The organism is Methylobacterium indicum (assembly GCF_017347565.1).
GTDB classification, from domain to species: Bacteria; Pseudomonadota; Alphaproteobacteria; order Rhizobiales; family Beijerinckiaceae; genus Methylobacterium; species Methylobacterium indicum.
This window is the reverse complement of the sequence record NZ_AP024145.1, coordinates 60,099-78,160: the sequence shown is the minus strand read 5'-3', so window position 1 is coordinate 78,160 and position 18,062 is coordinate 60,099. Positions and strand designations below refer to the sequence as shown.

The following is an 18,062-nucleotide window of genomic DNA, read 5'->3' as shown; positions in this document are numbered from 1 at the left end:
ATCGCATCACGCAGCCGTGATCGGTGCGTTTCGCCCGGTCGGGGAATATTCGGCGCTCCCAGGCATCTCTCCCGGCGTGACCTTCGAGAACCGGGAGAGACGATGCGCGGCGCACCGACGGCGATCCTGATCGCCACCCTGATGGCCGGCGGCCTGGCGGGCGGCGGCATGATGATGATGCGGACCGGACACGCCGAGAGCGCCCCGGGCGGCTTCGACGCGCTGATGGCCCAGTCGATGACCCGGATGCACGCCGACATGGCGGTGCCGCCCTCCGGCGATCCGGACCGGGACTTCGCCGCCATGATGATCCCGCACCACCAGGGCGCGATCGACATGGCGAAGGCCGAACTCGCCTACGGGCGCGACCCCGTCCTGCGCCGGCTCGCCCAGGGCATCATCGTCGAGCAGGCCCAGGAGATCGAGGTCATGCGGCGCGCGCTCGCCGAGCGCCCGCCCGCCGCTCCCACCACGCCGAAAGCTCCGGCCCCGCACCATCACTGAGCCGGCCGGCCCACACACCCAGCGAGACGACATCCGATGCGACACCTCGTTCAGGCGGCCCTCGTGCTCGCCCTTCTCGGCAGAACCGCGCTCGCGGGCCAGGCGCCTGGCCCCGCCTCGGCGCCCGACGTGCCGGTCGGCCCCCGCGACCGCTTCTATACCTCGGACCAGTTCTCCAACACGGTCTCGGTGATCGACCCCGCCGCCAACACGCTCCTCGGCGTCATCCGCCTCGGCGACACTACGCCCGCGAACCTGAGCCCGCTCTACCGCGGCCAGCTCCTCGTCCACGGCATGGGCTTCTCGCCCGACCGCAAGACCCTGCTGGCGGTCTCGATCGGCTCGAACTCGGTCAGCTTCATCGACACCGCCACCAATACCGTGCGGCACACGACCTATGTCGGCCGCTCGCCGCACGAGGCGTTCTTCACGCCGGACGGGCGCGAGGTCTGGGTCAGCGTGCGCGGCGAGGATTACGTGGCGATCCTCGACGCGGCGACGGGCAAGGAGACGGGCCGGATTACAGTGCCGAACGGGCCCGGCATGACGATCTTCTCGCCCGACGGCCGGTACGGCTACGTCTGCTCCAGCTTCAGCCCCGAGACGGTCGCGATCGAGGTCAAGAGCCGGCACATCGTCGGGCGGATCAAGCAGGAGAGCCCGTTCTGCCCCGACATCGCGGCGACGCCCGACGGCCGCCAGGTCTGGTTCACCCTGAAGGATGTCGGCCGGGTCCAGGTCTTCGAGGCCGCGCCGCCGTTCAAGGCGCTCAAGACCATCGAGACGGGGCCGATCACTAACCACGTTAACATCGCCCGCACCAGGGCCGGCCAGTTCGCCTACGTGACGGTCGGCGGGCTCAACCAGGTCAAGGTGTTCCGCACCGACGACTTCTCGCAGGTCGCGACGATCCCGACCGGCGCGCTCCCGCACGGCCTCTGGCCCTCGGGCGACGGGTCGCGGGTCTATGTCGGCCTTGAGAATGCCGATGCGGTCGCGGTGATCGACACCGGCACCAACGCCGTCACCGCAACGATCCCGATCGGCCAGGGCCCGCAAGGCGTGGCCTACCTGCCCGCGGCGGTCCCGGAGAGCGCGGGCGCCCCGAACCTGCAGCCCCTCGGCGCGGCCGGCCAGTCGAGCCGGCTGACCCTCGACGGGCCGGACGGCAAGCCGGCGACGCAGGTGACGCTGTTCGACCAGGGCGTGCTGCAGACGCTGCAGGCCGCGGTCACCGGGCTGACGCCGAAGAGCCCCTACCTGCTCGCTCTCTCCGCAGACCCGAAGGGCGCCGGGCCGCTGGAGCCGCTCGCCGCCTTCATGACGAACCCTGCGGGCGCCGCCATCGTCAACGCGGTCGGACCGATCCGCCAGGTGACGCAGAACCCGAACGCGGCGGCGCGGCGCATCCTCGTGATCGTCGAGGGCAAGCCCGGCGAGACCGGCGCGACGGTCCAGGTCCAGGCCGTGCAGTAACGGTGCTGAGGGGGCGGTCGTCGGATTGCCCCCTTCCGTTTCAGGGGACGATCCTCACGCCCGGTAGGCGACCAGTACGGCCCCGGCGGCGATGAGAGCGATGCCGAGCCAGTTCGGGGCGGCCAGCCGCTCGCCCAGGAACATGACGCCGAACACCGCGACCAGCACGACGCTCAGCTTGTCCAGGGGCGCGACGCGGGCCGCATCGCCGAGCTTGAGAGCCCGGAAGTAGCAGAGCCACGAGCCGCCGGTGGCGAGCCCAGACAGAACGAGGAACAGGTAGGTCTTGCGCGAGATCGACCCGAGCGGCTGCCATTGGCCGGTGACGAGCAGGATGCTTCCCAAGACACCGACGATCACGATTGTGCGGATGAGCGTGGCGAAGTCGGAGTTGACCGCCTCAATACCGATCTTGGCAAAGATCGCCGTCAGGGCCGCGAAGGCGGCGGAGAGTAGCGCCCAGAACTGCCACGACACCATGAGGGTCCTCAAGGCCTGGACGCCTCCCTTTGCTGAGGAACGTCGGCCGGCGTGATCCCGTTAGGTCCGACGCACCAGCGTTCTAAATGCTTGTAGACGACGATCTTGTCAGCCAGCAGGTCGCCCTGCTGACGGCAGAATTGTTCGAGTTGGGCGCGCCGGCCAATCAGCTCCACGCAGACCGTCAGCTGGGGATCGGACACCTCCACGCCGTCTTCCCGCACCGGCCCGTGGTCGCTGTATCCGTACTGAGCCGGGTGGGCGACCGCGTTCATCAGGCCTGCGGTCTTGGCCCGCAGGATCAGTTCCCGGTAGAGGGGGTTTCGTCCCGGTCGAGGGCGCCAGAACGGGCGCCGCTCGCGTGGTGCGGCCCTGTCCGCTCGTCTGACGTAGATGCGCAGCATGCCGATCTCGGCCGGGATCATGGGGTGGGCCTCGGGCATCGTTCCTCCTCAGTCCGTGACTGTGCGATGGCGGGCGGTCCGGACCGTGCGGGCCTGCCGCAGGGTGGCGCCAAGGAGCGACGCATCCTCGGTGGCGACCTTCGGGACGGCGATGCGCTGCGACAGGTAGATGCCGCTGTGCCCGGAGCAGAGATAGGCCACGAAGCAGGCGATCGCGATCGGGACGGCGTGGGGAGTGCCGAACAGCTCGATGCCCATCAGGGTGCAGGCGAGCGGAGTGTTGGCAGCCCCCGCGAAGACGGCGACAAAGCCGAGGCCGGCCATCAGATCGACGGGCGCACCCAGAAGTCCCGCGAGCGCATTACCGAGGGCCGCCCCGATGAAGAACAGCGGCGTGACCTCGCCGCCCTTGAAGCCCGTGGCGAGGGTCACGGTGGTGAACAGGATCTTGAGCGCCCAGCTCCAGGGATGCACGTCCGGCCCGAAGAAGCTCGCGATGGTTAGGGCGTGCGGATCGGGCGACCATACGCCGAGCCCGAGATAGTCGCGGGTGCCGCACACGGAGACCAGGGCGATGACGGCGAGCCCGCCGGCGACCGGCCGCAGCGGGGCGTAGGTGATGAACCGCTTGCACCAGCCGCCGAGCCGGTGATTCACCTCGGCGAAGAGCAGGCCGGCAAGCCCGAAGGCGACGCCAGCGAAGGCCACCTTGGCGAGCAGAAGCGGCCCAGCCCCCTGCGCCCCTTCCGCCAAGTCGCCGATGCGGAAGAGGCCGTGGTGGATGCCCCAGAGACGGCAGGTCCAGTCACCCACGACGGCCGCGATCAGGCAGGGGACGAGGGCCGCATACTCGACGCGACCGATCGCCAGCACCTCCAGGGCGAAGATCGCACCGGCCAGCGGGGTTCCGAACACGGCCCCGAACCCAGCCGCGATGCCGGCCATGAGCATGATCCGGGCGCTCTGGGCATCAAGGCGAAACAGCCTGACGCATGCGCTCGCCAGCGAGCCGCCGAGCTGGACGGCCGTGCCCTCGCGCCCGGCCGAGCCGCCGAACAGATGCGTGACGACGGTGCCGAGGAGGATGAGCGGAGCCATGCGCAGCGGTACGCCGCCGCCGGGCTCGTGGATCTGCTCGACGATGAGGTTGTTGCCGCCTTCAACCGACCGGCCGAGCCGGTGGTAGAGCAGGCCGACGGCGAGGCCCCCGAGGGGCAGCCCGAACAACAGCCAGGGCTGGGCGAACCGCGCGGCGGTCGCAGCGTCGAGGCTCCACAGGAAGGCGGCGCAGAGTGTCCCAACCGCCGCTGCCATTGGCACGAGGGCGATCAGCCAGCGCGCGACCGACAAGGCGTGGGTCCGCCTCAGGCGCAGGAAGGCGACGATGTCGAGCTGGGAGAGGAGATTCCGGACCGAAGCGCGCATGGTTCCCCCTTGTTGCGAGATCGCAAAAGGTAGGAATCATCAGCCCGAGGGCGGTTCGGCCACGATGGCCCGGCAGAAATCCATTGCCGTAACGGTGATGTGTCAGCCTAAAGATGGCATGTCAAGCCATGACCCGCGCGCGAACAGCGCCGGTTTCGCGGATGAGTGATCGTTCACATGTATTCGGGCTGTGCGGCCCGCCTATACCGCGCCCTTCTTCTAAATCTGACAACGAGTTACTCCGATTACGCTTCGGGAACACTACCGTCCGGCGCAGCCCAGATCGAAAGCCGCGGTGAGTCGCACAGGGACCTGCTGGGCAATCGCTACCCTCTGAGGTCCGCTGTCGGAGGGCGAGCGAGCATTCGAGCAGACAGCAGCGAAGGTCTGCAAATGGCGCGATGCCGACCAACGGGTATGCGAACTGCTGGCCTTCGACGGGCCTTAACACGGGCAAGCTGATTGGGTTTAGCCCCAAGGGTGCCTCAAGGCCGGGCGCGAACGCGTCCGGCCAGTTCTGCCAGTCTCTTGGTCAGCGACCAGAATGCGGCGAACACGTGGGGGCGCATCGGGTCGCCGGGGATCAGGAGCGTCTCCTCGCAATCGTGGGCGACCCGGAGCTTGCGCACCTTCTGCCGCATCTCCTCGACTGCGAGCGACATCAGGGCCTCGGCATCCTTGCCCACCGGCGCCAGGTCGTCGGCGCGCGCACCCGCCCCGGCCCGCGCCCGGTTCGAGGCGACTTGCAGCACCAAGGCCTCGGTGGCCTCCATCTCGGCATCGCTCAGGGACGTGCCGAGCTGCGGTGGATCCTCGTTGAAGGCCGCCGGGCCGAGGGGCCGTGATCGCGGCCCATTCTCGTCGGGGTCGGCGGGGGCCGGAGGGAGAATGGGGGCCGCGGTCTCCTCGACGGCCCGCATCAAGGCCTCGGCGCGCAACGCCTCCTCGCGGCGCTGCGACGGGTCGATGTTGGCCTCCTAAAAGCCGGCGGCCAAGGCGGCGTTGATGGTCTCTTCGGGCAGGACCGCGGCCGCGATGCGGCCCGAGCGAGCGCGGGGCTGCGCCCGAGGCCTGCCGCACAGTGGATGAGCAGCCGCCCTCCGCATCGTGGAAGCACAGGTGCAGATGTGGGCCGCTCCAGGAGATCTCCGCGGGGCGGCCCAGGCTGCGCGCCGAGACGACCGCATCTGGCCCCCAGCGCAAGATCGCACCGGGCACGGCATCGAAGGAGGCGACCGCGATCTGCATGGCCCTGCGGGAAAAGGAGGGGCGGGCAGGCATCGCCTCCCGCCCCGAGGTGGCCGAGGAACGGTTGCACCACCGCTCGCCACTAGGGGGCCGTCGCGTCCTGCAACGGACAACCCCCGGCGCCCATCAGTGCGAGGCGCCGCCCTCCTTGAGCCTGGCGGGGATCGAGGCCTTGGCGCTCTCCGCCGGAATGCCCTTCGTGCGCAGGCGGGCGAACGCCAGCTTGGCGACGCTGCCGAGGGTGAATGGCGTGTCGAGGGATGGCCGCCCCTCGCGGGCCGCGGTCTCGCGCGCGATCCGGCTGACGCGCAGCATCGCATCGACGAGGGCGGCATCGGTGTCGGCCGCGAGCCGCGCCCGTTCCCTGTGCTCCCGGCTGCGGCGGGCCGCGTCGCGACGGAGGCGGGCGGTGCGGGCCTGCGGGGTCTCGGCGGGCTCGGGCGGGCCGTCGAGCTTCTCGGGATTGTCGTCGAACACGAGATCGAAAGCGGTCACGTCGTTGGCGTCGGCGTCGAAGCGGATGTGCATGGCCTGTCCCCTGGCTGACAGGATGCTGCCTGGGACGGGTGCGAGGCACAAATTGCAGACCCTGCACCGGCGATAGGGGCGTGAGCCGCCTGTCCGAGACCTCCTAAAATTTGCAGAAGATGCATCGGCGAGGTCCGGGTGGAAACGTCCGCTGCGCTCTGCGGAATGGCTCTTCGAGGCGCGAAATCGCTCCCCTAATACTATAAGCGCCTAACCACGCCCGCCCTATGCGTGCGGGCCCAAGGGGCGTATCCGAGCTCCTCGACCACCCGCGCGGGCCTCCATCCGGCCCCCCCAGACCCTCGCGTCCTATATTTATAGTATTGCGCCGAGGGCCGGTTCTCGCGCCCGCCGGCTGACCCTTTGACAGGCCTTGTGTATTTCGAAAACGGGCGTACCGTCGCCGGTACAGGATCTGCAAATCCGGCCCCCTCAGATGCCCGCGCACGCCACATCGAACCAGCCTCGCCGCCGAGCGCCCTTCACGCCACGCGTGCGCGGCGACCTGCCCTTGGCCCTGAAGGGCGCAGAGGCGTTCATCATGGTGGCCCCGGCCGTACCGCGCCCCGCGTCATACCTCCTATCGCCCGAGCTGCTGGCATGGGCGCCCGAGGCCACCGCACGGGACCTGGCGCTGTGGGAGACGCTGCTCACCCTCGCGCAGGCCCCCGACGGATCGGTGCAGGATCTGCAACTTCCGCGCATCGCCGGCGTGCGGCAGGCCCTCGCGGCGCTGTCCGCGAGCGGCCGGCAGGCGCAGCCTCGCGAGCTGGTCGACAGCCTCCATCGCCTGTTTGGCCGCGAGCGCGCACCGCTCAAGCTGAAGGGCGAGTTCGGCTATCGTCTGCCCTCGTTCCTGGGCGACGTCCTCGTGCCGGGCCGGTACGGTCATCTCGACCTGGTCACCCTGGCGCGGTTCCGCCATCGCGCGTCGGCGCTGCTCTACCGCAGGCTCGTGGGCGAGCTCGCCGCTGCCAAGGCGCGGTACGTCGCCGGTGGCGCCCCGCACCTGATCGAGCTCACGCCCACCCAGCTCGCTACCACCATGGGCCTGCCCGCCGAGATCCGCGTCGGCCAGCTCAAGGCCGCCTACCTCACCCCCACCCTCGCCGAGATCGCCGCGCACGTGAGGGCATTCCGCGTGGTCGCGGAGGAGGTTCACGGAGAGAAACGCCCCGGGCAGCTCCACGCGCCCCTTGAGCGCGTCGTCCTCGCGATCGAGTTGCTGCCGCCCGAGCGCCTGGACGCCGTGCCTGTTCGCCGGCTGCCCAGGGAGGATTTCGCGTTCCTCCTGCAGCAGGGGGATGCCGCCCGGTACCGCGTGTCCGGCAAAACGTTGGCGCGCGTGTCGGCCCTGTTCGCAGGTCGCAGCCTTCCGGGTGCGAAGGCGGGCCCGGGACCTGCGGTCGCCTCGGATGTCCAGACGCGCCTCGACCTGTGGCTCGCTGCTCTGAACGAGGCACTGACGGGCGTTCCGGTGACCCCCGAGGCGGAGACGCGGGCCTACCGCGGGGCGAGGCTTCTCGCCGCCATCGAGACCGAGGGTGTCGACCTCAGCTTCATCGGTTTCCATCGCGAGGAGGCTGATGCACCCGACCTCCAGCCGGCCTTGGACTGCGATGCCGGAGTGCGGGTGCGTGTAGACGCTCGCAAGGCCCGCGCGGACCGGCGCAAGGCGGAGGACCGGGCCCAGGCAAACGACGCGCGGCGCGATGTGCGAGCGAAGCGGGCCGCGGGCGAGGCGCCGGCCCCGATCCCGAGGGAGACCGTCAAGGTGACGACCCCCGCCCCCGCCCCCGCATCTGCCGCACCCTCGGCCCCCGAGCTCGCCCGGCCGGATCCGGATGCCGTCGCCCGCGCCATGGCAATCCTCTCGACGCCGGAGGCCAAGCGCGAGGCGAAAGACCTCGGCTGGTACTGGCAGTATGGATTGGAGTTCCCGCTCACGCAGGCGGGCCGGATCGGCCGCGTATTCCTGAGGGCGGAGTTCAAGGCGCGGTTCCCACTCCTCCACGAGGCCGACGCGCTATTGGGGCAGCCGTATCGGAGGAGCGTCATCCTGTTGTCCAAGCTGCTCGGCGTGACGAAGGACAACCTGGATAATGACGAGAGGCTCACCCCGCATCCCTGCATTGACCTGGACCTGGCCGAGGGCTGCGCCCTCGTGCTGGGCAAGTCGTTCGCGTTCGCGGTCGAAGGCGGAAGGTTGGACGGGCTCGTGGACAGGCTCGCGGAAGACCGCGAGCGGATGCTCGGACAAGCGAACAAGGCCTTGGCCGAGTGGAAGGATCGCCAAAGGAAGCTGGCACGCGCGGCGGCCCGCCCGAGACCCGAGCCGCCCACTCCCGCCATTCACTGCGAAGTCCGGCGGAACGCCCTCGGGGTTTACGAGCGAGTGGACGACTAGATCTTCCCGAAACGGCCGAAAACCGGTTCATCGTGTCAGCCGCGACACGATTTCTCTTGAGACTGCTTGAGTTCGCAGGATCCTGACAGGCGAGCGTGAAAACACGCAGATTCGTTTTTTGCCTGTGGGGGCGAGAGTGAGCGAGGCAGGTCAGGTGCGCCGCCATGCGGCGGATAGCTACATCAAGTGGTGCGACGAGGCGGAGTAGACTATCCGCGCGCACATCAAGGAAAAGGGTTACAGCGCGAAGGATCTCGCCTCGCGCATGCCATCCCTTCGCTTCGGGACACTAGATGGGATGGAGCTTGAGCCGCCGCGCTTCCGCAACCACCCGAGCTAAGCGCCGCGCCGGTCGCCCGACGCCCCGCGCTACGACTGGGGCAGAGGCGGGGGCCTCCAAGCAGCGCCTGCGCCGCCGCTCCTGCCAGGGCAAGGTCAGGCACGCCGACCTCGCCGGCGCCCACGTCGCGGTTCGCCGCAGTGGCCGAGCTCCCCGGCAACGTCGACTTCGTGCGGGTGCGGTGATGAGCTTTCTTCCAAGCCTTCCCCTCGTCTGGAGCGGCTGCCGCCTATACTGCGGCCACATCCGCATCGGCGAGTTCAAGGAACAGCCGTTCGCGCCGGACGCCGGACGCCGGACCCGGGCCCTGGTTCGCCAGCCTCGGATGGGGCTACCCCTGCCAGTACGAGGAATGGTTCGACAGTGAGGAGGCCGCGCGAGACGCTGATGCGGATGGCAGCTGAGTACCTGTCGACGCCACTGACCGAGCCGGCGCCGGCCAAGTCAGGAGGGGCTCACTGATAGCTAAGCCGGGGCCGCGCCCCCCGGCCTTCGCCCTCCCAAATGATACCGAAGGCGGCATCAGTATGAATTCGATGAACGTCACCGAGCGCCGTGCCGAGGCGCTGGAGCGCCGCCTCGCCCGAGTGCGCGTCGACGAGAAGGCGACCGCCATGACGACCGTCATGTCGAGGCAGGACCGCGGCGAGGGCAACGGGTCCCCGCCCGAGCTCTCCCCCCTGGCTGAGATTTCAGCCATCGGGGAGCTCCTCCACGGCGACCGTTGGACGACCGCCCTGGCGCTCGACTTGGTCGTCAAACCGCGGGAAGTGCGCCGGTGGAAGTCGGGCGTCGACCTGCCCGAGGGGCGCGACCTCGTCGTCGCCCGCCGGATAGCGCGGCGGCGCGCCATGGCGATCCTCCACCTCGTGGGGCCCGGCGACTAGCGGACCTCTCGGATGACCGGGCTGCCCCCGCGCTCGGGGCAGGCGTCGAGCCAGATCTGCCAGTAGGGCGCCAGGCCCCGGGTCGCGAGGACGAAGCGGCCGGGGAAGTCGCCGCCGACGCGCCCCTCCAGGAAGCCGTCCTCGATTGCAGACCTGCCCCTGTATGTCGCCATGTCGGGCGGCCGACCCTTCGGGTCGCTCTCGTCGAGGCACGTCAACGTCCAGCGGACGGTCCCCCCTTCGAGCCACCACCTCATGAAGGCCGTCTTGCCCTCGCCGGTATCGAGCCGGGCGACATGGGCGGCCTCGGCGGGGGCGGCCGCCCCGGCGAGGAGGGCGGCCGCGAGGAGGATGGTGCGCATCGGTCAGATCTCCAGGATGAAGGTGGGATCGAAGGCGGGGTTCTCCAGCTCGGGGATCCACGTGCCGTCGCGGCGGCGGTGCGAGGTATCGTGGCCGCGCGGGTTAGAGAGGACCCGGGTCCGGCCGACGCAATAGTCGGCTGACCGGTGGATATGCCCGTGGATCCAGATGTCGGGTGCCGACGGCCCCTCCAGGATCTCCGACAGGTCGCTGGCGTAGGCGGCGTCGATCTGTTCGCGGACCTCCCCGTGTAGCAAGCTGCGCGGGTGCGGGGCGTGATGCGAGACGACGATCCTTGGGCCGCTCCACGGCTCGGCGAGCGCGGTCTCGATCCGCGCCCGGTGCTGCCGGTGCAGAGCTTCGGCGGCCAACGGCCGGAACGGGGCCGGAACGCCCTTCGCGTCGCGCGTCTGGACGAGCCTGTGGTCCCGCATCCCGCCGGTCCGGTTCCCCGCGATCCTGAGCGCCAGCGGCCGGTTGCCCGTCAGCCGGTAGTCCGTCCAGAGCGTGGACCCGACGATGCGGATCCCCTCGTAGTCGAAGGTCTGCCCGGCATCGAGCAGGGCGATCCCCGCCGCGGCGGCATCCTCATGCGCGCGGGCAATCTCGTCCGGGTAGCGGGTCCGCCACAGGTCGTGGTTTCCGGGGACGTAGACGGTCGCCCGCGCCCGCGGGCAGACGTGCTCCCGCAGCCAGGGGATCGCCCGCCTCGTCAGCCCGTCGGCGACGTCCCCGGCGATGATCGCGAGGTCAGCCCGCAAGCCCTCGGGCGGCGTCCAGGGCGTCGCGTCCGTGTGCAGGTCGCTGATGATCCACGCTCGCATCCCCGCCTCCCTCGATCCACGCGCTGCCGTCCGCCTCGAACCAGGCCGCCGCCGCGGCCGTCACGATCCGCCCTCCCGCCCGGAACCCGGGCTGCTCCAGCCGGTACCGCAGCCGGATCGCGCCCGGCGGCCGGGCCCCCTCCGTCACAATCCCGCGCGCCCAAGCGTGGACGTCCCGCGCCCCCGTCCGCAGGCACCGGATCCGTCCCGCCTCGCTCGCCCGGAGCGTCACGCCCACGAGCGCGATCGCCTGGACGTGGGCCACGACCCTCCCGGCGACCCGAACCGACCAGGCCCGTCGCACCCGGTTCCGGTAGATCTCAACAGATCGAGGGCACGGCATGCTTGTGGCACACGCAGCGATCCCACCCCCTCAACGCCTGTATCTGTCCTGGAGCGCCGCAATCCTCGCAGATATATCCTGACAATCTGTCAACGCAACTCGTGTATTCGTCAGCTTCTTGATGGAATTCTACGGAGGCGATGTCCCAGCGAAGCGTGCCGTACTTTTCCTTCAGTTCATTCGTTCGCATGTCGTTGCAGGTGTCGATCGCGCTGAGGTGGTTCGCCGCGGCGGCAATTAGCCAGACCCATCCGTTCCCGACTTCCGGCTCGAACGGGAACAGCCGGGGCATCCCGCTCGTGAGCCTCTGCTTCCAGTCGAGCGGGCACAGCGGCCGGCCGTGGACCCACCGGTGTGCGAGCGTGCGCGCGAGGGCATCGAGGACGGCGACCGGCCGGAGGTGGTCGAATTCCGGATCCCGCGCGGCCCGCTTCCCGCGAACCGGGCGCCACTGCACGACGGGGCCGCTCCAAGACTGGACGACGCCCGTCACAGTAAAGCTCCTGTTGAAGTCGTGCTCGTGGATCGCGTCCGCCCCGATCCGATAGAATTCATCGATCAGCATCGAGATCTCCTGCAGGAAGAGGGAGGAAGCAGAACGCGAGAGCTTCCGCCTCGCGGGCCAGCTGCAGGGCCAGAGCGGGCTCGATCCGCCCGGCGGCGGCGAGGCGGCCGAGGCGCACGACCCTCGCTCGGCAGCCCCGGCCGACGAGCGAGCAGACCCGTCCGGCTTCCCAGGCGACTTGGATCCGCTCCGCGATGAGGCGCATGTCGGCTTCCATGACGTCCTCCTCAGTTCGGCATCGAGCGGGCGAAGAGTTCGCGCGCCGCCACCACCGCCTCGACCATCCGCCGGAGCGGGCGCAGGCTGCCCCCTCGCCAGGCCGACAGCGCGTCGAGCTCGTTCCCGTCGAGCCCCGGGCACCAGGCCTCGTCGAGGCCCCGGTCGCGGCGGATCTCGTCGAGGATCGCCGCCGCGACGACAGGCAGGTCCTCCGCCCGCGGGGCAGGCCAATGCAGGACACCGCACCGGTCCCGTAGGGGGCCGGCGATCCCGTCGAGGGCGTTGGCGGTCAGGACGTAGCTGACCGCCGACAGGTCGAGGGCGCACTCGAACGCGGGGTCGTGGATCGACTTCGCCGTGCTCCCCCGCTCAAGGAAGGGGAGCAGCGTCTCGTCCAGGCGCCCCCACCGCCGGCTGTCGCCTGCCTTCTCGACTTCGTCGACGACGATGCCGTGGTTCGCCTTGCCGAGGCGCAGGCACGCCTGGGCGGGCACGCTAGGCCTCCACGTGCTCCACTGGCGCGACGTCCCGGCGAACGACCCGCCGTCCATTTGGCCCGCGGCCGCGTAGACGGTCACGTCGAGGCCAGCCTCCTCGACGGCTGCCCTCGCGAAGGCCGTCTTTCCGAGGCCCGCTGGCCCGACGAGGATCCGGGGCGAGAGCCTTGCGAAGGGTGCGCCGACGAGATCACCGGCGTACGCCTCGATCGCCTCGCTGGCCCATGGGAAGCGAGCCCGCAGCCGTGCCGCATAAGCGGCAGGGTCCGGCGCCGGGGTCAGCGGCATCTGCTTCCCGGCCCAAGGCTCGCCAATGGCCCGCGGGCTGTCCCCCCGGTCAGCGACGTGCTTCGGCGGCTGCGGCAGGTGCCCAAGGCTCGGGAGCACGCCGAGCGACAGCGCCGGCCGGGGGGCCGGGGGAGGCTGAGGCGCGGGCTCGCTCGCCGCCGTGAGGTACTCCCCGAGCGATGGCAGATCCTCCAACCCCGGCAGGTCGTCGGCCTCCGGAGGGCCTCCGCCCTGCGCACCGGCGCCGCCGCGCAGGATCGCATCCTCGTCCTGGATCATCCTCTCGGCCTTCGCGATGACTGCGAATGCGCGGGCGAACGACAAGGCTTGGAGGTCGAATGCTGTCAGGCGATCGAAGCTCGGCCGCGGAACATACTTGACGTCTCGGAGATCTTCTTGCGCATCACTTGCCCAAAGCAGAGCCGCCCGCAGCGCGAGCCATCCCCGGCCGAGATCGCCGCCGCGCAGATGCAGCCAGGCCGCATCGAGCGAGCGAGCCGAGATACGTGCGGCTGCCTCGGCCGAGCCGAACGCGGCGGCGTGGTACGGCAGGAGCTGAGCTGCATCGTAGAGCGGAGTGGCGAGATGCTCCGGCGTGCCCTTCCGCTCGCACGCCACGAGCAGCGCCCGCTCAGCCCGCAACGCCGTCGATGCGCTCGGCCGCGTGAGCGCAGCCTGGATCGCAAGCCGGACCTCGCCATGCGGGAGGTCCTCGCGCTTCGTGAGCGGCTGCAAGGACGCACACAGATCCGCGCGGGCGTCCCAAAGGAGGAACTCGCCGCCGAACTGCCTCTCACGCAGCGGTAAGGGCGAGCTCGGCTCGCGGGGGCCGCAGATCGGGGACGGATCGAGGAGCAAGGCGCGGATCTGCGACGCCTGCGAATGGCCGGTGTTCGACATCTGGGGAATGCTCTCTGAAAACGGGACGCGCGGGCGTGCCGAGCCGGTCGGGCTCAGGCGGCGGCGGGTTTCTTCCGTTTCAGACGAGCAGGCATCGGCGGGGGTATCCCGTTCGAGTGGACGCCCACGATGCCGGGGCCCGGGCCTCACCGCAAGCTGCCTTCTCCCCTCTGGTGAACTTTTCCCTGGCCGGATTGCATAAACTGAGGGACGCCCCGAAATCAGGTTGGCTGCGCTGGGCGGCTGAGGAGGCTTGTGTAGAACTGAGCTTTATAGTCAAACCTCAATCAGCTTGACCATATGATAAGTTGCGGTGGGCGAAAGACTGCACGAGGTAGGTAGCGGCGGTTCAGCCGGTAAATACTAAACGGCAGGATCGCGCCGATTTTGTTGAACACTTAGAGGTGGCGCCTGCGGCCTCATTTCATGATCCAAATAAGAGAACAGCGATTTTTCGTTGCCGCCGCAAGTGTGAAGTTGCACCCGGCGGATCTGCTACAAATAGAAATTTATTCTACGCGCCGCTTTGTGTAGGAGCCGCTTCGGCTGGCATTGCAGTTTTTCAACATAAACCGCCATGAGCGGCCTTTCGCACAGAAGCGCTGGAATAACCGCTTGGCCCATGCGAGCTACCATTGACGCAAGGATGACATGTCCGGGCGGACACAAAATCCTGATGTTGTGCTACATTACGCAGGTAGATCCCCTCGCCTGCCCACTTCGCCGGAAGAACCTGCCAGCGTCATGGCGGTCTCACGCCGATGCCGCGGTCTCGCTCAGGGCGAGCCGGCATCAAGGGAACAGAGGAATCACCGGTTCGCCTTGAACCGGGCCAGGCCCGCATTGCGCAGGAACAAGCGTGCGTCGAGCCATGCTCGCTCGTCGAGATCATGCTCGGCGCAGGCCTTGTTCAGCGTGCCCGCCGTCGTGCCGTCCGGTCCGGCCCTGGTCAGGGCGGCCAAGGTGACGGCGATGGCCCGGGCCGTGACGGCGCCGGCGAGCTGCCCCTCGAGCCGTAGCGCCCGATCCAGCTTCCTGACGATTTCGCCGAACGCCTACGCCTACCGCGCGCTCGCCCTCGACGAGCAGCGCCGGACCTTCGAGCCAACCTTCTGGACCCAGACCGCCGCCAACGAGGAGGTCGCGACCTGCCCGCGCCGCGGCATCGACGCGGTCGAGCAGCGCTGGTTCGTCGGGGCCCACGCAACGTCGGCGGCGGCTATCCCAGCGACATCCTCGCCCAGGCCCCGCTGAGGTGGATCATGGACAAGGCGGCTTGGCACGGGCTCGCCTTCCGATCCGGCTTCGCCATGGACCCGCCCGACCCGAAAGCCAATATCGCGGATTCCTACGCCACCTTCGGCCCGAGGCACCTGCGCATGTTTACGCCGCGCTTCCACCGGCCGGTCGGATCGCCGCCCACGGTGGGGTCGTCCAGCACCACCTGGCGGATCAACGAGACCATCGACGGCAGCGTCTTCGCCCGGTGGCGCGACAACCCGGAGTACCGGCCGCCGAACCTCGCGGACTGGATCGGGCGTTACGGCGTCGACCCGGACCAGATCACCGGCCGCCCTCAAGGCCGAGGACGCGATGCCGGTCTAGTTCCCACGGGCACCGGGACGGGGATGACGAACGAAGCGGCGGCGAGCGCACGGAAGGTGAACAAAATCGTGCCGTGAAAGCAACTTGGCCGTCCCGGCCGCGTTCTCCGTCTCGGGTTGGCCCTCGACGCCCAGGGCGGCGAAGGAGGCGCGGCCAGGGTTCTGGCGTCCGACGTCTCTTGTCCGGCTCGCGGCCCGCAACGACGTGGACGACCATGAGACTGAAGACCGCGCGCGTCCGGAACTACCGCAGCATCCGCGATACCGGGACCTTCGAGGTGGAGAACGGCAAGACGATCCTCGTCGGGCCGAACGAGGCGGGCAAGACCGCGATCCTCCAGGCCCTCCAGCAGCTGAGCAAACCGGAGAACGTCAAGGGGTTCGACCCTCTGCGTGACTATCCCCGGGCGATGGCCAATGACCTCACCAGGGGCGTCGTCGATCCGAAGACGATCCCGGTCGCCGAGGCAGTCTTCGCACTCGACGAGGCCGATAAGGCCGCCGTTCCCGCCGAGTACCGAGAGTGCGAGTATGAGCTGACGCGCTACCTCGGCAACAACGGAGTGCATCGCCTCCTGAATGCGCCGCAGGGGATCACGCACGGCGATCTGGAAAGCGACCTGATCCGTCTAGCCGCCCATGCCGACGTGCAGGCGCAGGCCTCCGGAGTGGCCCTGCCGAGCGCCAAGCTCGCCGAGGCGACGCAGGGCATGGTACGCAACCACTACGTCACGGCCGACCAGGCAAAGGTCTTGCGGGCCTGGCTCAGGGCGGCTCTGCCCTGGGTCGAGGAGGACAATGCCCGCGAGACCGCGCGGCTGGAGACCCTGAACACCAAGCTGGATGCCGCTGAGGCCCGAGACACCGTCCTCGCGACTCTGTCGAAGCGCCGCCCGGTCTTCGTGCTGTTCAGCAACTATTTCCGGGTCCGGCCGATCATCCATCTCGCCCACCTCGCCCAACGGCTCGAAAGCAACCTGCTCGACGACGAGCAGTACGACTACGGCAACGTCTGCCTGCTCAAACTGCTCGGCTTCAGCGCGAAGGACCTATCCGATCTCGGCCGCGCCGCGGATCCGGATCCAGACAACCCGGACAAGCTCAAGGCCTACCGGGACCAGCTCGACCGCCGCCGCTACGAGCTGAACGCCGCGAGCGTGAAGCTGACGAACGAGGTCGGCAAGATCTGGAACCCGAACCCGGAGCGGGGCGCGGATCACGCCCACCGGCTGAAGGTGCAGGCCGACGGGCAGTACCTCAAGGTCGTGGTCGAGGACGAGCTCGGCGTCGAAATCGAGCTCGACCAGCGCTCCGAGGGCTTCCAATGGCTGGTCTCGTTCTTCGTCGTCTTCTTCGCCGAGGCGGCTGACAAGCACAGCAACGCCGTGCTCCTCCTCGACGAGCCGGGCCTCAGCCTGCACGCCCTCAAGCAGCGGGACTTCCGCGAGACGATCTCCCGCCTCGCCGAGAAGAACCAGACCATCTACACCACGCATTCCCCGTTCCTTGTCGGCCCGGACGAGCTCGACCGCGTGCGCGTCGTGCAGATGAACGACCGTGAGGAAGGCACGAAGGTCCACACCTCCGTGACCTCGGGCGACAAGGCCGCGTTGCTGCCCCTGCAGGAGGCCCTCGGCTACGACCTTGCCCAGAGCTTGTTCGCCAACCAGCGCAACCTCGTCCTCGAAGGCCTGACCGACTTCTGGTACGTCGAGGCGGTGGCGTTGCTCATGGCCGCCTCCGGAGACGCGAAGCTCAACGAGAAGATCGTGCTGGTGCCGGCCGGCAACGCCGGAAAGGTGGTCTACTTCGCCACCATCCTGCACGCCCACAAGCTCAAGGTCGCCGCACTCCTCGACTCCGACACCGCGGGCGACCAGGCTGCCAGCCAGGACACGCTCGTGCACGCCCTCGGGCAGAAGGCGATCCTGCGCACGAAGGACTATTGCGGCGGCGAGATCGCCAAGCCCGAGATCGAGGACCTTCTGCGCGAGACCCTCGTCCGGGTGGCCAGGGACGACCTCGGCTGGGACATTGGTGCCAAGGCCGCGTCGCAGCCGAGGCGGCCGATCGTCGACATCTTCGCGGCCGAGGTCAGGGACTTCTCGAAGGCCAAGCTCGCCAAGGCCTTCCTGCGCTGGGTGCGGACGCACGAGGCGTCGGACCTCGCCGACGGCGAGCGTACCCGGTGGAAAGCTCTCTTCTCTGCGATCAACGCCGTGCTGAAGTAGGGCTGCCCCTCGCGCGGTGCGATCAGGATTTGGCGTCCGGTCCCGCCGCTCGCATGACTTCAAGCTCAGCCCGCGCCGCGCCGAGCTCGACCTGGAGCCGTGCCAGCTCGCCCGTCAGGCGAGACAGCTGCCGGCCGAGGCGCCACCGCCGGACGCCCTCGTGGATCAGGCAGCCGAGGTTCGCGACGAGGCTGAGCGCGAGGAGCGGGAGGAACGGATTGTCGAACATCGGCCCATCGTAGCCTGGGCGAGTGCGAGGGACCACGGGAGCGGGCTGAGCCGCGTCCGCCTAACGCGACTACCGGGATGGGCTCCCCACGAGATCTCGACGCCGGCAAATCAGCGGGTCGGCTTCCCGCCGATCTCCCCGTCCTCGCGACCCGCAACCGCCGCGTCTTGGTGGCCGGCGTCGCGCCGCCCTCCTTGGCCGCGGCCGGGCCGGACTTGCCGGCCCGCCCTGCCGTGCCGGCCGGCCGCGCGGGCCTCCCCTTCGGCGCCGTGACCTCCTGCGCCATCTCCTTGCGCACCG

20 protein-coding genes and 1 riboswitch are annotated in these 18,062 nt (G+C 69.3%); of the genes, 7 read left to right on the top strand and 13 right to left on the bottom strand.

Going from position 1 to position 18,062, the window contains the following annotated elements:
- Positions 1-102 precede the first annotated feature (102 nt).
- Both copM and miv_RS00365 read left to right on the top strand, forming a co-directional pair.
- Entirely contained in the window at positions 103-504 is a 402-nt protein-coding gene (copM, locus tag miv_RS00370; protein ID WP_058617452.1) for a CopM family metallochaperone, read from the top strand.
- Between the two features lie 36 nt (positions 505-540).
- Positions 541-1,980 carry a YncE family protein gene (locus miv_RS00365; protein ID WP_207180817.1) on the top strand — a complete coding sequence of 480 codons (1,440 nt, stop codon included), beginning with the start codon at positions 541-543 and terminating at the stop codon, positions 1,978-1,980.
- 54 nt (positions 1,981-2,034) lie between these two features.
- Here the strand turns inward: miv_RS00365 and miv_RS00360 are convergent, their stop codons facing one another.
- The 5 genes from miv_RS00360 to miv_RS00340 all read right to left on the bottom strand — a co-directional run bounded on the left by miv_RS00360 (position 2,035) and on the right by miv_RS00340 (position 6,065).
- Positions 2,035-2,460, bottom strand: a complete 426-nt coding sequence (locus miv_RS00360) for an EamA family transporter (protein ID WP_420865486.1) — start codon at positions 2,458-2,460, stop codon at positions 2,035-2,037.
- Positions 2,461-2,468: 8 nt separating this feature from the next.
- Positions 2,469-2,903: a DUF190 domain-containing protein gene (locus miv_RS00355; RefSeq protein ID WP_058617449.1), complete on the bottom strand. Its 435-nt coding sequence runs from the start codon at positions 2,901-2,903 to the stop codon at positions 2,469-2,471.
- 9 nt (positions 2,904-2,912) lie between these two features.
- Entirely contained in the window at positions 2,913-4,289 is a 1,377-nt protein-coding gene (locus miv_RS00350) for a voltage-gated chloride channel family protein (protein ID WP_207180815.1), read from the bottom strand.
- A gap of 23 nt (positions 4,290-4,312) precedes the next feature.
- A riboswitch (Fluoride riboswitch) is annotated at positions 4,313-4,386 on the bottom strand.
- A gap of 388 nt (positions 4,387-4,774) precedes the next feature.
- Entirely contained in the window at positions 4,775-5,209 is a 435-nt protein-coding gene (locus miv_RS00345; RefSeq protein WP_207180813.1) for a hypothetical protein, read from the bottom strand.
- A gap of 454 nt (positions 5,210-5,663) precedes the next feature.
- On the bottom strand, positions 5,664-6,065 hold the full coding sequence (locus miv_RS00340; protein ID WP_207180812.1) for a hypothetical protein: 402 nt from the start codon (positions 6,063-6,065) through the stop codon (positions 5,664-5,666).
- A gap of 511 nt (positions 6,066-6,576) precedes the next feature.
- Here miv_RS00340 and miv_RS00335 point away from each other — a divergent pair.
- Positions 6,577-8,472 carry a hypothetical protein gene (locus miv_RS00335; RefSeq protein WP_207180811.1) on the top strand — a complete coding sequence of 632 codons (1,896 nt, stop codon included), beginning with the start codon at positions 6,577-6,579 and terminating at the stop codon, positions 8,470-8,472.
- An 867-nt stretch (positions 8,473-9,339) separates the two neighbouring features.
- Positions 9,340-9,699, top strand: coding sequence for a hypothetical protein (locus tag miv_RS00330; RefSeq protein WP_207180810.1), 360 nt, complete (start codon positions 9,340-9,342; stop codon positions 9,697-9,699).
- Here miv_RS00330 and miv_RS00325 read toward each other — a convergent pair.
- The 7 genes from miv_RS00325 to miv_RS00300 all read right to left on the bottom strand — a co-directional run bounded on the left by miv_RS00325 (position 9,696) and on the right by miv_RS00300 (position 14,660).
- Entirely contained in the window at positions 9,696-10,061 is a 366-nt protein-coding gene (locus miv_RS00325; protein ID WP_207180809.1) for a hypothetical protein, read from the bottom strand. The two genes, miv_RS00330 and miv_RS00325, sit on opposite strands and share 4 nt — an antisense overlap.
- Positions 10,062-10,064: 3 nt before the next feature.
- Positions 10,065-10,886: a metallophosphoesterase gene (locus miv_RS00320; protein ID WP_207180808.1), complete on the bottom strand. Its 822-nt coding sequence runs from the start codon at positions 10,884-10,886 to the stop codon at positions 10,065-10,067.
- The gene (locus miv_RS34000) at positions 10,813-11,229 is read right to left on the bottom strand and encodes a hypothetical protein (RefSeq protein ID WP_483310128.1); all 417 of its coding nucleotides are present in this window, start codon (positions 11,227-11,229) and stop codon (positions 10,813-10,815) included. The genes miv_RS00320 and miv_RS34000 overlap by 74 nt, the downstream gene beginning before the upstream one ends.
- Positions 11,207-11,794: a hypothetical protein gene (locus tag miv_RS00315; RefSeq protein ID WP_207180807.1), complete on the bottom strand. Its 588-nt coding sequence runs from the start codon at positions 11,792-11,794 to the stop codon at positions 11,207-11,209. Before miv_RS00315 ends, miv_RS34000 begins: the two co-directional genes overlap by 23 nt.
- Positions 11,781-12,011: a hypothetical protein gene (locus miv_RS00310; RefSeq protein ID WP_207180805.1), complete on the bottom strand. Its 231-nt coding sequence runs from the start codon at positions 12,009-12,011 to the stop codon at positions 11,781-11,783. The genes miv_RS00315 and miv_RS00310 overlap by 14 nt, the downstream gene beginning before the upstream one ends.
- A 10-nt stretch (positions 12,012-12,021) precedes the next feature.
- Complete coding sequence (locus miv_RS00305) at positions 12,022-13,698, bottom strand: AAA family ATPase (protein WP_207180803.1); 1,677 nt, start codon at positions 13,696-13,698, stop codon at positions 12,022-12,024.
- A gap of 809 nt (positions 13,699-14,507) precedes the next feature.
- Positions 14,508-14,660, bottom strand: a complete 153-nt coding sequence (locus miv_RS00300) for a hypothetical protein (RefSeq protein WP_207180802.1) — start codon at positions 14,658-14,660, stop codon at positions 14,508-14,510.
- A 10-nt stretch (positions 14,661-14,670) separates the two neighbouring features.
- Between miv_RS00300 and miv_RS00295 the strand changes: the two genes are divergently transcribed.
- The 3 genes from miv_RS00295 to miv_RS00285 all read left to right on the top strand — a co-directional run bounded on the left by miv_RS00295 (position 14,671) and on the right by miv_RS00285 (position 17,533).
- Positions 14,671-14,952, top strand: coding sequence for a phospholipase effector Tle1 domain-containing protein (locus miv_RS00295; RefSeq protein ID WP_207180800.1), 282 nt, complete (start codon positions 14,671-14,673; stop codon positions 14,950-14,952).
- A gap of 8 nt (positions 14,953-14,960) precedes the next feature.
- Positions 14,961-15,380 carry a hypothetical protein gene (locus miv_RS00290; protein WP_207180798.1) on the top strand — a complete coding sequence of 140 codons (420 nt, stop codon included), beginning with the start codon at positions 14,961-14,963 and terminating at the stop codon, positions 15,378-15,380.
- A 137-nt stretch (positions 15,381-15,517) separates the two neighbouring features.
- Positions 15,518-17,533 (top strand): AAA family ATPase, encoded by a 2,016-nt coding sequence (locus miv_RS00285; RefSeq protein WP_207180795.1) that lies wholly within the window; start codon positions 15,518-15,520, stop codon positions 17,531-17,533.
- A 22-nt stretch (positions 17,534-17,555) separates the two neighbouring features.
- On the opposite strand, the gene miv_RS00280 is transcribed toward miv_RS00285, so the two are convergent.
- Positions 17,556-17,762, bottom strand: a complete 207-nt coding sequence (locus tag miv_RS00280; protein WP_207180794.1) for a hypothetical protein — start codon at positions 17,760-17,762, stop codon at positions 17,556-17,558.
- Between the last annotated feature and the right edge of the window lie 300 nt (positions 17,763-18,062).

What these genes read in the sequence shown, in the direction of transcription:
- miv_RS00360 (WP_420865486.1), bottom strand. Translation starts at nt 2,460, where the DNA reads ATGGTGTCGTGGCAGTTCTGGGCGCTACTCTCCGCCGCCTTCGCGGCC.
- miv_RS00345 (WP_207180813.1), bottom strand. Translation starts at nt 5,209, where the DNA reads ATGCGGGCCGTCGAGGAGACCGCGGCCCCCATTCTCCCTCCGGCCCCC.
- miv_RS00305 (WP_207180803.1), bottom strand. Translation starts at nt 13,698, where the DNA reads ATGTCGAACACCGGCCATTCGCAGGCGTCGCAGATCCGCGCCTTGCTC.
- miv_RS00350 (WP_207180815.1), bottom strand. Translation starts at nt 4,289, where the DNA reads ATGCGCGCTTCGGTCCGGAATCTCCTCTCCCAGCTCGACATCGTCGCC.
- miv_RS00280 (WP_207180794.1), bottom strand. Translation starts at nt 17,762, where the DNA reads ATGTTCGACAATCCGTTCCTCCCGCTCCTCGCGCTCAGCCTCGTCGCG.
- miv_RS00285 (WP_207180795.1), top strand. Translation starts at nt 15,518, where the DNA reads ATGAGACTGAAGACCGCGCGCGTCCGGAACTACCGCAGCATCCGCGAT.
- miv_RS00365 (WP_207180817.1), top strand. Translation starts at nt 541, where the DNA reads ATGCGACACCTCGTTCAGGCGGCCCTCGTGCTCGCCCTTCTCGGCAGA.
- miv_RS00355 (WP_058617449.1), bottom strand. Translation starts at nt 2,903, where the DNA reads ATGCCCGAGGCCCACCCCATGATCCCGGCCGAGATCGGCATGCTGCGC.
- miv_RS00290 (WP_207180798.1), top strand. Translation starts at nt 14,961, where the DNA reads ATGGACAAGGCGGCTTGGCACGGGCTCGCCTTCCGATCCGGCTTCGCC.
- miv_RS34000 (WP_483310128.1), bottom strand. Translation starts at nt 11,229, where the DNA reads ATGCCGTGCCCTCGATCTGTTGAGATCTACCGGAACCGGGTGCGACGG.
- miv_RS00340 (WP_207180812.1), bottom strand. Translation starts at nt 6,065, where the DNA reads ATGCACATCCGCTTCGACGCCGACGCCAACGACGTGACCGCTTTCGAT.
- miv_RS00320 (WP_207180808.1), bottom strand. Translation starts at nt 10,886, where the DNA reads ATGCGAGCGTGGATCATCAGCGACCTGCACACGGACGCGACGCCCTGG.
- miv_RS00315 (WP_207180807.1), bottom strand. Translation starts at nt 11,794, where the DNA reads ATGCTGATCGATGAATTCTATCGGATCGGGGCGGACGCGATCCACGAG.
- copM (WP_058617452.1), top strand. Translation starts at nt 103, where the DNA reads ATGCGCGGCGCACCGACGGCGATCCTGATCGCCACCCTGATGGCCGGC.
- miv_RS00325 (WP_207180809.1), bottom strand. Translation starts at nt 10,061, where the DNA reads ATGCGCACCATCCTCCTCGCGGCCGCCCTCCTCGCCGGGGCGGCCGCC.
- miv_RS00330 (WP_207180810.1), top strand. Translation starts at nt 9,340, where the DNA reads ATGAATTCGATGAACGTCACCGAGCGCCGTGCCGAGGCGCTGGAGCGC.
- miv_RS00310 (WP_207180805.1), bottom strand. Translation starts at nt 12,011, where the DNA reads ATGGAAGCCGACATGCGCCTCATCGCGGAGCGGATCCAAGTCGCCTGG.
- miv_RS00295 (WP_207180800.1), top strand. Translation starts at nt 14,671, where the DNA reads ATGGCCCGGGCCGTGACGGCGCCGGCGAGCTGCCCCTCGAGCCGTAGC.